This is a genomic window from Fodinibius sp. (assembly GCF_034521915.1).
GTDB lineage: Bacteria > Bacteroidota > Rhodothermia > Balneolales > Balneolaceae > Fodinibius.
This window is the reverse complement of sequence record NZ_JAXHLU010000014.1, coordinates 196918-208763: the sequence shown is the minus strand read 5'-3', so window position 1 is coordinate 208763 and position 11846 is coordinate 196918. Positions and strand designations below refer to the sequence as shown.

Annotated in this window: 13 protein-coding genes and 1 tRNA gene; 9 read left to right on the top strand and 5 right to left on the bottom strand. The window is 36.3% G+C overall.

Features of this window, described 5'->3' with window-relative positions; genetic code table 11:
- Nucleotides 1-301: 301 nt before the first annotated feature.
- The 6 genes from U5J89_RS10230 (at nucleotide 302) to U5J89_RS10205 (ending at nucleotide 5258) form a co-directional block, all read left to right on the top strand.
- Nucleotides 302-386 (top strand) — tRNA-Leu (locus U5J89_RS10230).
- Nucleotides 387-700: 314 nt separating this feature from the next.
- Nucleotides 701-1753: a sialidase family protein gene (locus tag U5J89_RS10225; RefSeq protein ID WP_322575527.1), complete on the top strand. Its 1053-nt coding sequence runs from the start codon at nucleotides 701-703 to the stop codon at nucleotides 1751-1753.
- 165 nt (nucleotides 1754-1918) lie between these two features.
- On the top strand, nucleotides 1919-2434 hold the full coding sequence (locus U5J89_RS10220) for a hypothetical protein (protein ID WP_322575526.1): 516 nt from the start codon (nucleotides 1919-1921) through the stop codon (nucleotides 2432-2434).
- A gap of 312 nt (nucleotides 2435-2746) precedes the next feature.
- Nucleotides 2747-3265 carry a hypothetical protein gene (locus U5J89_RS10215; RefSeq protein ID WP_322575525.1) on the top strand — a complete coding sequence of 173 codons (519 nt, stop codon included), beginning with the start codon at nucleotides 2747-2749 and terminating at the stop codon, nucleotides 3263-3265.
- 475 nt (nucleotides 3266-3740) lie between these two features.
- On the top strand, nucleotides 3741-4298 hold the full coding sequence (locus tag U5J89_RS10210; RefSeq protein ID WP_322575524.1) for a hypothetical protein: 558 nt from the start codon (nucleotides 3741-3743) through the stop codon (nucleotides 4296-4298).
- A 198-nt stretch (nucleotides 4299-4496) separates the two neighbouring features.
- Nucleotides 4497-5258: a hypothetical protein gene (locus U5J89_RS10205; protein WP_322575523.1), complete on the top strand. Its 762-nt coding sequence runs from the start codon at nucleotides 4497-4499 to the stop codon at nucleotides 5256-5258.
- A 358-nt stretch (nucleotides 5259-5616) separates the two neighbouring features.
- Here U5J89_RS10205 and U5J89_RS10200 read toward each other — a convergent pair whose 3' ends face one another.
- The 4 genes from U5J89_RS10200 to U5J89_RS10185 form a co-directional block, all read right to left on the bottom strand.
- Entirely contained in the window at nucleotides 5617-6501 is an 885-nt protein-coding gene (locus U5J89_RS10200; RefSeq protein ID WP_322575522.1) for a hypothetical protein, read from the bottom strand.
- A 24-nt stretch (nucleotides 6502-6525) separates the two neighbouring features.
- On the bottom strand, nucleotides 6526-6810 hold the full coding sequence (locus U5J89_RS10195; protein ID WP_322575521.1) for a helix-turn-helix domain-containing protein: 285 nt from the start codon (nucleotides 6808-6810) through the stop codon (nucleotides 6526-6528).
- A gap of 84 nt (nucleotides 6811-6894) precedes the next feature.
- Nucleotides 6895-7758 (bottom strand): hypothetical protein, encoded by an 864-nt coding sequence (locus tag U5J89_RS10190; RefSeq protein ID WP_322575520.1) that lies wholly within the window; start codon nucleotides 7756-7758, stop codon nucleotides 6895-6897.
- A 424-nt stretch (nucleotides 7759-8182) separates the two neighbouring features.
- Nucleotides 8183-9412 (bottom strand): site-specific integrase, encoded by a 1230-nt coding sequence (locus U5J89_RS10185; protein WP_322575519.1) that lies wholly within the window; start codon nucleotides 9410-9412, stop codon nucleotides 8183-8185.
- 352 nt (nucleotides 9413-9764) lie between these two features.
- On the opposite strand from U5J89_RS10185, the gene U5J89_RS10180 reads away from it, so the two are divergent.
- The 3 genes from U5J89_RS10180 to U5J89_RS10170 are packed head-to-tail and all read left to right on the top strand — an operon-like array spanning nucleotide 9765 to nucleotide 10850.
- Nucleotides 9765-10244 carry a hypothetical protein gene (locus U5J89_RS10180; protein WP_322575518.1) on the top strand — a complete coding sequence of 160 codons (480 nt, stop codon included), beginning with the start codon at nucleotides 9765-9767 and terminating at the stop codon, nucleotides 10242-10244.
- 56 nt (nucleotides 10245-10300) lie between these two features.
- On the top strand, nucleotides 10301-10666 hold the full coding sequence (locus U5J89_RS10175) for a GNAT family N-acetyltransferase (RefSeq protein ID WP_322575517.1): 366 nt from the start codon (nucleotides 10301-10303) through the stop codon (nucleotides 10664-10666).
- A complete protein-coding gene (locus U5J89_RS10170) occupies nucleotides 10626-10850 on the top strand; it encodes a GNAT family protein (RefSeq protein WP_322575516.1) in 225 nt (74 codons plus the stop codon). Before U5J89_RS10175 ends, U5J89_RS10170 begins: the two co-directional genes overlap by 41 nt.
- A 64-nt stretch (nucleotides 10851-10914) precedes the next feature.
- On the opposite strand, the gene U5J89_RS10165 is transcribed toward U5J89_RS10170, so the two are convergent.
- A complete protein-coding gene (locus tag U5J89_RS10165) occupies nucleotides 10915-11793 on the bottom strand; it encodes a redoxin family protein (protein WP_322575515.1) in 879 nt (292 codons plus the stop codon).
- Between the last annotated feature and the right edge of the window lie 53 nt (nucleotides 11794-11846).

Here is an 11846-nt window from a genome sequence, read left to right as displayed (position 1 = left end):
CAGGAACAACTCGGTGAGATATAAACCCGGCATGTTACATCAATTTTTGTTTCTAATTATCGGGATTAACTCCTATATTTGAGGCCTTGAAAATTTGACTTTTGTGCTGGTAGCCCTCCTTCGCATTAAGCTACGGAGGACAAGTTAAAACTACTAGGCTAAAAAAATTGGCTCAAATTTTACTTATTGATTAAACCTATGCCCTGGTGGCGGAACCCTCCTACGCTAAAGCTTCGGAGGATTAATGGGTATCCGCTTCCAGCAATTTGGCTAAAGCTAAACGTAGCTTTAGCGTAGTTTAGCCCTGGTGGCGGAATTGGTAGACGCGCTGGCTTGAGGGGTCAGTTCCCGTTTAGGGAGTGCTGGTTCGACTCCAGTCCAGGGCACAATTAGCAATAAATAATTGCCGTAAGGTGTTAAGAAACAACAACTTAACCCTTACGGCTTTTTTATTGGTACAAAGATTGGTACAAACAATATTACAATCTTTAAAAGTTTACTTCTCTTCGCGCTCTAGTATAACGGCCGAATATTATGACTCAATATTATATCAATTAGCTGTGATATAACATGGCCAAATAATACAAATCTTGTGTTTTATCGCTTTATTTAAGACACTAAACAATTGTATTATAATAATTTATACAATAACCTAGTTGCGATAAATAAAGTTAGGTGGCTAACATTCTAAAAAAGAGATATGTCTAAAAAATACATTTTTTTCGTTTTAATCATTTTTCTTGGAGGCTGTAGCCTTTTAAACAGTGATGACGATAATTACGAAGAACCTGCTGGGTGGTTTACAGTACTATCAAACTCGAATGTAAATTTCGAAACCGATGAGGCCTTTCAAGAAATTAGAGTTACAAACTTACATTTTCTGAATGAAAATAATGGTTGGGCCACAGGATCAATTTTTCGGGACGGCCCAGACAAAGCATTTGTAGCTTTAACTTCAGACGGTGGAAGAAATTGGGAATTTCGTTTTATTGAAAATTACACTAGGGCAGGTGATTTGTATTTTTTTGATTCTCAAACAGGAATTGTAACAGGTAGTGTTATTCACAAGACAACAGATGGAGGCCAAAGTTGGTCACACAGGATGATAGGACCTGATGAGCCGAGTTATGGTGTTAGTACGGTTTCTTTCGTTAATCAATCAAATGGTTGGGCAGCTGGCCCATTTGGTGCCGTTGCCTATACAACCAATACAGGAGGAAGTTGGCAATATCTAGATCTTGGTTACGAGGAATTTCGCTTTGAAAGAATTCACTCAGTCAACGAAGATTTGGTTTGGATAGTCGGACCGAAAAAAATGATTAACACAAATGATGGTGGCAGCTCTTGGCAAGAAATTTCCTTACCCGAATTCTTTTCAAACTTTGGAAATACTTCTGCTTACGATACTTATTTTTTCAGCAATAACGAAGGTTGGGTAGTTGGCGATTTTAGACATATGTATTATACCACTGACGGTGGAAGTTCATGGACACTCAAATATCCCCTTACAGAAGAGGAGTCTAAATCAGATGCAATATCTGCAATTGACTTTTTAGACCAACAAAATGCTTTAGCAATAACTAGTAGTGGCACTGTTTTAAGTACTAAAGATGGCGGAGAAACTTGGACTGTTCAAAAGTCGGAGGAAAATGATGGATGTGGAAAAAATATTCAATTTATAACTGACAAAATCGCTTATGCTACTTTCGGTTGTAAACTTTATAAAACAATAACTCGAGGAGAAAAAGAATAGCCACCTAACCCGCGCATTAACGCGGACGCACCTCGCCAATTCTTTGCTGGCCTTGGTTTTAAGCCTCTTCTTTCGTTAGTTGCTAATTCAATATCAATGCGTGCGCAGGTTATGCGCAATGTCGTTAGGTATAGTTAAACAAAACTAAAACTTTTCATGTCAATTATGAATACTTCATCAAGATTACTTTTTGCTCTAATCGTAGTTATTTTGCTCATCAGCTGTTCATCTTCTTCTACTTCTGGAGATAGTAAATTAGATCCGGGTACGTTCGTAGCTAAAACGACAGGTGCTATTGAAAATGAATTTGATGGGGAAGCTAAGTTCACTTTTCAAACTCTTAATGATTCGTTAAAACAATTTCGCTTGAGCTTAACTGGTGGAAAAAGAACCTCTTCAGCTGACAGTTCTTTTGCAAGTAATTATGGTCTCTTATTGGTTACGCCTATGACTTCTTCAAATACGTTGTACCTTGGTAATTCTGATTCTAATAGTCTCTATGTGGTTCCAAATAGTTTAGAAATAATGTTTATTCGTTATGGTTCAATAACTATCACAGAGCAAAGTGCTAATTTAATATCAGGAACACTAGAAGTAAGTAATATACCTTCAGGTTCAGAAAAAGTATTGGTAGAAGGAGATTTTAAAGCACAAAAAACAGATGATCCGTTAAACTTTTGACACTATACCTAACCAGCGCATTAAGTGGGACGTGCCTCGCCGTTGGCTGCCAGTTTCGATTTAGTCAGTTTCCGTAGTAAATTTTAAAACTAATTCTACGCTGTTTTGCACGCCCCTTATGCGCAATGTCGTTAGGTGAAAAAATCTGAGTTGCAATTAGCACTAAAAGCAGATAGGAAATTGCTCAGATAAATTAATAATGGCTCCAGTAGCAGTTTTTAATTGCAGTTGAGTAATTATTTTCAGAAAATAGAAATACAGACTACATCTGGCTAGAAATATTACGCCGGCGGAACATTAAATTCATTCATCATGAAATTCCCAACCAAGGTAATCAGGCTCCTATTGCTTGTTACAATTCTGAGCAACTGTTCCTCTCCTTCAGAATCTGAAACCAATGAACTAGAACACGGTAAATTTGAGTTGTCAACGTCGGGTGTCTTTGAAGATAATTTATCTGGCAGTGCAACTTACACTTTAGACGAAACTACCTATTACAGGGATTATCAATATTTACATTTGAACCTTAAAGCAGGAAAAGTTCCCTTTGTCCCCGACAGTTTTTCCGAAGGCTATGGTATTTTTTTTGATGTGCCTTGGGACTCTAGTGGAAATATTGAACTTGATGGTTTAAACTCACATTGTCTTTTCATAAGTCCAAGCAGTTTCTTCCCTTTTACTCCATATGTTTTGTCATCAGGTACTATTACGATTGAGGACTATTCGCAAGGTATAATATCTGGTAAAATAAGTATAACAGATACATTAACCCCACCCGATTCAGGACTTATCAAAATTACTGGCAGATTCAATGCTATTAAGCCCGAATAGGATTATTCAATATATTTACATTAATCTCTGTTACGGCAGTAGGAGGCAATATTTTCAATTGAAGAAATTAGTTGCCGATAAATGGTCTTTGATAATTTCTGAAAATTCTTATGGGAGGTTAACTCAGATCTTCCGAAAATGAACCTCCCGAAGCACCCCCATCTTTAAATAACCAGGGTCACCAAGCGATATTGATTGAAAATTCGCCCTTTAGAAAAGTATACCCCCTTGTTTATATAGCCTACCCCCACCTTCGCCATCCTGATTTTTATTTTTTTAGATTTCCGTACATAACAACCTCAAAACTCTTTATTGGAGGATTTGCAATATTATCTGTACACTACATATTGATTAATTCATACGTATAAGACTAGGTTATGTGGCTACGAGAAAATGCTTGACCTATTCATTAATATTTGAGAAAATAGATTTTCAAGTTACATAATTTAAAAATAAACCTTAAAACAAGAGACTTATGAAACGCTACTCAACAACTATACTATTGTTAGTATTATTTCCAATCCTCCTATTGGCTCAACAGAAAACTGAAAATGAAAGAAATCAGTCTCCATCATTTCGTATCAATGCCTACCCAATAGAAGTTGAAATGGAATTGGCAATTAGTAAATCAATTTCTGTAATGAATGCTGCAGGGTTTAATTTATTTGAAGAAGGTATTTCAGGGATAGATATTCTCAAAGATTCTAATCCATACATTCAGGTTTTCCCCAGATATTATTACAACTTAGACAAACGTTCAAAAGAGAATAAAACAATTTCTGGATTTAGTGGAAATTATATCGGTTTATATACTTTATTAGATTTACAAGGTGTTGGTGAGCCTAACTATATAAACAACCAAAATGAATTTTGGATAGGGCCTACTTGGGGCATTCAAAGAAAGATAAGTGATGTAGCACACTTAGATTTGTTTTTAGGGTATGGCTTGGGCTGGTATTTGGATGAACCATTCTTTTCTGGAATGCCGTCTAGCCCTCTTATAGGTTTAAAAGTTGGAATCTATCTAAATTAAATAACCCAGCCACCTAACCAGCGCATTAAGCGGACACACCTCGCCAATTCTTTGCCACCCTTGGTTTTAAAGTCCATCTTTCGTTAGTTGCTAATTCAACAGTAATGCGTGTGCAGCTTATGCGCAATGTTGTTAGCTGTAAGTCTTTTTAACCTAGTTTTTCTAAAGTAGAATAGATAAGTCTAAAAGAGAGTTATTTTGCAAACCATTAAAGAGTTAATTAGTACAATTGGCCCTGGCAACATCATTAACAGTCTTCTCTTTTTACTACTCGATCTTTTTATTGTTTTCGTAGTAATAAATAGTATTCTATCGTGGCGTGATTCAAAAAGATGGGCGCCATTGAGAAAAGATATATTTGAACAAGCACACTTAGTAGTATTTTTAATATTTCATTCTTGCCGAAGTGCCCTAAAAAAAGATCCAGATTATGATATGGATGTTGAATCCATTAATACTATGAATCACTTTGTTGACGAGGTAAGAAGAAAGAGAGAAAAATTTTCCAATAGACTAGCACTATATGGATCAGGGTTGGGAGAGAAAATGCTGCCTCAGATGGCTGTTATTAATGAAGAATGCGAAGAACTGATATTATATTTACAATTCTCTTTGTTACCATTTGATCCACGATACAAAGACAAAGATTACTATTTTTACAATTCATTTCCTTATGAGAAATTAGAAAAGGCTGTTACTGCCCTAGAGGAAGTTAAAAGTAATCATTCGAAAAAGGTTGCTGACAAAGAAATTTCCAAAGATGAGGGTTTTGATACTAGTTGGCTAAAATCATATTACAAAAGGTTATCCAAATTACATCCTAAAATTGTCACTAGTCCTGAGGAAATTGAGGATGATATTTCTGATCAGGTAATGGTTTTGGGACATAGAGAACTCATGGAAATAGGCTCTAATCCAACAGTTCAAAAGATGAAAATTCAAACATTGCGTACGACTTAGCAGCTAACCCGCGCATTAACTCTGACGTGCCTCGCCATCCTCTTACCTCCCTTTCATTTTCAACACTGTTTCGCCTGCTGATTATGCGCAATGTTGTGAGCCATATTTTTAGCTAAAACGACAAAAAGTAATTATATCAAAAACGGTGAGTTATGGGACTATAAACAAGCCCAGGGGTGCCCTATTCTCTATAAATAACCTCAAACCTACCTTTTGCCGTTAATCAAATTCATCCCTGAAAAAGGTTGAGAATTCTCTTTTACACTCATTTTTTACTCCAATGCACCAAAAAGAAAAGGAGTGCATCTCTCGACACACTCCTTTTTCAACATTGTTTTAACTTATGAATTAGATATACCTATCCCCTCCCAAAAGGTGAATTCTCTTCAGCAGCAATCTTACTGTATAGGTAAGCTCGTATTATAAAGCTCTTAGGAGCCCAAATTTCAATACTACCGCCCCTAGCTACCTTTCTTGCCATTGCTGGACTCTTGCGTTTAAGATAGTTCCTTATAATCCGTCTAAAAATGATAAGCTCTTTTCCTTCCAACTTATCTTCAGCGATAAAATCTTCCCAACCTCTTGAAGCTCCCCAATATCGGCCTTGGTTCTTTAGCTTTTCATCATCAGTTTTGGCCATATATTTTGATACATAATAGCTAGCTTGTCTGAAATCATTTATGCGTTTACAGTTGGTACCGGCTCTTAAATGTTTTCCATCTTTGATATCCCAATTTCGTTGTACAACCTCAAACCAATTTTGTGATACCCATTTTTTGAAAAGAGATAAGTTAATATCTCTTTCTATGTAAAGAAGTAAGTGATAATGAGGTGCTCCTCTTTTTTGAGCTTCTAACCTCCAAAGATATTCTACATCTCCTGCCGCCCTTTTCAACCGTTTTAAAAAAGTATCTAAATCACTTTTATACTCCTCTCGATCGACTGGATATCGTTCTGGATAGGTTAGCGTAACAAAATAAGGTTTAGACTTATTTTCATGATCAACCCTATTCGTTTTTTTTAACAGCCGAAGCCTGGATTTCCTTGAAAATCCTTTTATATCACCAGCTTCTCTTTTAGGAGGTTGGTTGACCTTCTTGAATCGACCCAACCCAACCATGTTTCTATAAAACTTTATAGATCTTTTCTCTTTTTCTGAAAGACCTGAAATATTATCCTTTATTTGACAACTATTCCCTATAAGGGTAATAGTAGCATCAGAAAAATGTCTGTAATGCTTCATCTCCATAACGAACCACCCTAAAAGCTAATCTTTGGGATTTACCTGATTGCTTCTTAGGTATTCTTCAATACCATCCATGGGATAAAGTATGCGGTGTCCCTCCTGGCTAAAGGGAATCCTTTTTTCATCCCTCAAATATTGGATGGTACGCCTTGACCAGCCGGTGAGCTCCATAAGCTCATTGGTATTGATCCATTCTTTACGCTTGGCTTTTCGAAGTATGGAAGGAAGTTCTTTTTGTAATAATTCTTCTACGGCTTTTTTAACCGTTTCATTCAGCTCTTCTTTAGATGATATATAATGTTTCATAATTGAAGTGTTCTTGGTTACGGTTTCTTGAACACTCCAATTAGTTTAGAATTTTCACCTATTTTAAGAAGTGATGCTATTTCTTCATGAAGAGTTAGAACTTTTCATTTCTCCATATTCTTCAGAAAAAAGTGTTTGCAAATGCCTTATGCTGTATCCACCATCTTTGTGCGGTGATTTTTCATCAATCCATTCTTTATAGAAGTCTGGATTATCAGCAGCATAGTCAACAGCTCTTTTTATTATGACATCTCCTTTTTTGTTAAGAAATTTCTTTTTATCCAGAATTTTCTCTAATACTAACCTAATATCATTTCTTAATCTTGCTGGAGTATCTGGTCCAGGCTTTGATCCTGATTTATTTTCTATTTGTTGTCCTCTTTTAAAATCTCTCTCTCTTAACTTTTCGCTAAACCTCTTTTCAACTAATAATTGTATCGCGAATTCAGTTCGCTTTAACATTAGATGGAGATAATCTAATTGTAATATTTTCTCATATACCTCCATTGCTGAACCATATAAATCAATAGAATCAACTTCATTAATAAATTCTTCGTTATCCTTAATATAATGAAGCAAGCTACCTAGCTTAAAAGAATCTAGCTTGTCATGATTTTCCCACATATCATCTAATGATACATTTGGATATGAATTGACCAATTGGCTAATTTTATCCATGTCCTCTTCTGTTGTTTCACCAACTCGATATGGTCTTTCCCACTTGTCCAGAAAATCTATTCCTTTTTTAAACCATTTTTCGCTCTCCTTTAACGAATCTAACGCTTTTTCCCTTTCATCCTTTAAATGGAGAGCAAAAGATTTTAACTCATTAAAGGCTACTATTTTACCATTCTTTTTCTCTGCTGAATCGTATAATTGGATGACTTGTTTAGTAACTTTTAATGAAACCCCTTCATTGGGATTTATGGAAATTACTTTATTAATCATTTCGCTATATAAGTTTTAAAATTCGTTTATTCTTTTGAATCAATTTACTTTGCTATAACCTCTCTGTCTTACTCAGATTAAAATTAAACGCTTTTTTACGGATTAAAATCACATTGGTACGCTTTATCAAAATTCATTAAAGCATTAATTCCCGTAAAATCCCGTAATCTAAAAGCGTTAATTTTCCGTACAACTTAAAGCGTTAGTTTTACGCTCAGTTTTATTTTAAAGCGTAAATCTTATGGAATAGGTTTTTTGCTTATTCAATAGATTTAAAAAGATCCGTTAATAACGGATTGTAACGCTTTTTAAAAGAGCGTTTATTTACGTTCAGTTTTATAAAAAAGCGTTAAAAAGCGTTGACTAACATAGTAGCAATATTTTGATAACAGATTTTCCGATAGTGAGCGTATTTCTAACGCTTTTACTTTTCAAATAACTTATCCATTCCCTCCTCTAATAATTCTTCATCAAATTGCTTTAGATAACGCTCAGTCGTTTTAAGTTTACTGTGTCCCAACGCTTTTGAAATCTGATAAAGATCCAATCCTTCTTCTAGAGCGTATTGACTAAATGAATGTCTGGATACGTGAAAACTTATTTTTGCTTCTATTCCTGCTTTCTTTGCAAGTGTATCCAAATTCCGATTAACAATTACATTTTTACTGCTAATTTTACGCTGTAAAACTCGTGGTTTTGTGATCTTTTCATCAAGAATGGGGAAAATATAATCTTCAGGAGCTACATCACTCTTTCTGTAAAAATCTAATATCCTATTTGATTGCTTCCGCTGTTTTATCCTCTTTTGGGTACCCGTTTTTCGCATATTGTAAGTTAATTTCCCATCAACAATATTTTCCCATTTAAGCGTGCATAAGTCACCAAATCGAATACCCGCATTGTAAAAGCTATACATAAAATAATTCCTTGTATGCCAAAGCGATGAATCTTTTTCTAAATTAAGACTTTCAATAGACTTAATTTGATCATAACTAAGTTTTGTCCTATCTGCCGGAACTTCCTTTACTTTATCAACACTTAAAAAGGGATCTTGTTTAATCTTTTTTGACTTGATCAGCTTATTAAACATTCCCTTTAAGGTTCGCAATTTTCTGCGAACGGTATTTGGGTTATTACCGACCTTTTTTCCTTCCTTATTCTTAGGCTCTGTTAAAAGATATTCCTGGAATTCTTCTATCAGGCCAGCATCAACTTTAGTTATTGGTACATTCCTATTTCCTATAAAATCTTTTAGTTGACCAAGTAACACTTTAAAACGCTTGTGCTCCCAATACCTATCATCTTGATCAAGTTCTTCGAGGTACCGTTCAGCATAACTGATAAAGCTATTATACTTTTCCTCTTTTATATGATTCTTTAGGGAATCAAGATCTAACTTATCCTCATGTTTAAGTTTGTTCTTCTTTTTTTCTGCTTCTAATAGTTGGGTTTCCAATCGATCATTAAAAACTGTTGATCTTGGATGAGATCCTCGAATCTCTTGACGTTCTTTATTCCAGTATTTCGGTAATACGGCAACACCTGTACTTTTATAGCGTGACTTTCCGTTTTCCGTTAATCGAATATAAATTGGTATAGTGCCGTCTTTCTTTTTCTTTCTCTTGAGTTGAACCAGGTTGATAGTAAGACTCATAATAATTCGGGCAAAGATTGGAGTTAAACAAGTTGGTACAAATATTGGTACAAACAATTATCGAATTATTATGCGGGAAAGGCAAGAATAAAAATACAATGTGCTTATTTAAACGATTTAAGGGAGGTTTTTTCGGAAACGGAAAGAATGGCAAAACAATATTTAAGTCCAGTCCAGGGCACCACAACCCTTGTAAGTTATTGACTTGCAAGGGTTTTTTTGTTTTTAGGATATTATTTATTGGTGGGTACCTGAAAACCACCTTTCAACTGACAGTTCTTATTTGTTTCTGTGCCTCATACTATCTATATATAAATAAACTTTTCAACCAATTACGTTGGGTACATCTCTTATGGAACGCACATATTCTTTTACGGAAACCGTTATTTGCGGTCTTATCGCTACCTTTATGATGTCAATGCTTTCATTTCTATCGAGCGGCATTGGCCTCCCCGTTATTGATGTGGGATACATGCTGAAGGAAATCTTCAACCATATTCATGAACAGGACCCCTATAACATTCTCTGGGGAAATGTTGCTTATTATATTGGCGGAATATTACTGGCTTTAATCTATGTCGTTTTTCTGGACAATAAACTTCCCGGCAACTGGCTGGTAAAAGGGATTCTCTATGGTGTTATAATATCAATTGTGGCCGCCGTTATTGTATCGCCTGCAATTTCTATGGCCGGAGGAGAGTCATTTGGCATATTCTATATGGATACCTGGTTCCCCGTACTCAATATACTTGCAGGGTTAATTATGCACCTGGGTTACGGTATCACCTTATTGCTTTGCCTGGAGTTTTCCGATCGTTTTAGAGCTGCATAAAGCTACCCTGGACTTATTTTCGGGAATATTTCTGAAGTTATTCAGCACACATCCGCATGTTTAACCGGCAAATAGATAGTAATATACAACTCGAGCTACTGGAAGCTCGACATGCCGAGGAGCTGTTTCAATTGACGGAACAGAATCGGGAATACCTTGCCGAGTGGCTTCCGTGGGTGGACTCGGTGCAAGAGCCAAAAGATACGGCTCATTTCATAGAAGAGTCCCAACAGCAATGGATTAACAATCAAGGTTTTCAGGCTGCAATTTTGGTAGATGGTTCCATTGCAGGAACTATTGGTCACCATAACATAGATTGGCAAAACCAAAAAACCTCGCTGGGATATTGGCTGGGCAAATCCTACCAGGGAAAGCGGAATTATGACGAAATGCTGTGCCGAAGTTGTCCAGCATGCTTTTGATGAGCTGGACCTGCATCGCGTTGAAATTCACTGTGCCATCGACAATAAAAAGAGCAGAGCAATTCCTGAACGTCTGGGATTTACCAAAGAAGCAATCCAAAAAGAAGCCATTCAATTGAATGGCCAGTATAAAGATCGGGTGATTTACCGCGTCCTTTCATCAGAATGGGAAGATGTTGCTTAACACGATCATTAACACTGCGTACTGCCCTTCTTAACCCTCTGAAACAAGCAATAAAGAATCCTTTTCAAGATTGATCTGAAGCCTGCAGTAATTGGTCGATGTGATCGCTCATTACTCTCACGTAATCCTCACCCGGAGCAAAACCATGCTTTCGTACTTTTATCTCCTCTTCTCTCGTATCAATTACCACCGTATAGGGAACGCCCCCAACGTCCATTTTATCGGTAAACCGGGAGTCATTATCATATAAAACTTCGATATCAATGTTCTTTTCTGCAACAAACTCCTTCACCTCATCAAATGAATCTCCCTGACTGGTATTTACGGCCTTCACCGTCACATCGGGATTATTGCCATACTTTTCATCCAATCGCTCCAGCTCTGGCATCAATTGGATACACTTTCCACACCAGGTTGCCCAAAAATCAAGGACTACGATATCGCTCTCCAATTCCGATACTGCAACTCTATCATCCGTAATGGATGTCAACTCTGCGTTGGGAAGCGGTTCATCAACCCATTCTGAAGTATCCAGCACATGTATATTTGGGATGACCGTTGTCAAGAGTAAAAGACAGGCAGCTGCAAAACTTCCGGCTATTCGAAGTGAAGTTTGGCTGAACAAACCATCAGTATGATAAACGATATAGTTACCCACTATCGCAGATAACAATCCTGCAGGAGGAAAAATAAATCCTACGATAGATCCTGTATTGTAAGTTAGCATCCCCAAAACAACCATGGAGGGAGCTGAAACCAATATTGGATAAATCACCAATCCATATTTCCCCGTTGATTTAAAGATCATCCCAAAAACACAAGACAGAACTATAATGCCTGTAAACCCTGCCGTTGTACTTATCATCAACAAGAGATAACCTGCAACAAAAAGCGTAATTACACCACTTAATAAGGCTAACAAAGCTTTTAAAAATGTTCGCATAGCAAAGTAATTTCTATTACCATAATAATGAATGCGTCTAGTGATAAATACGA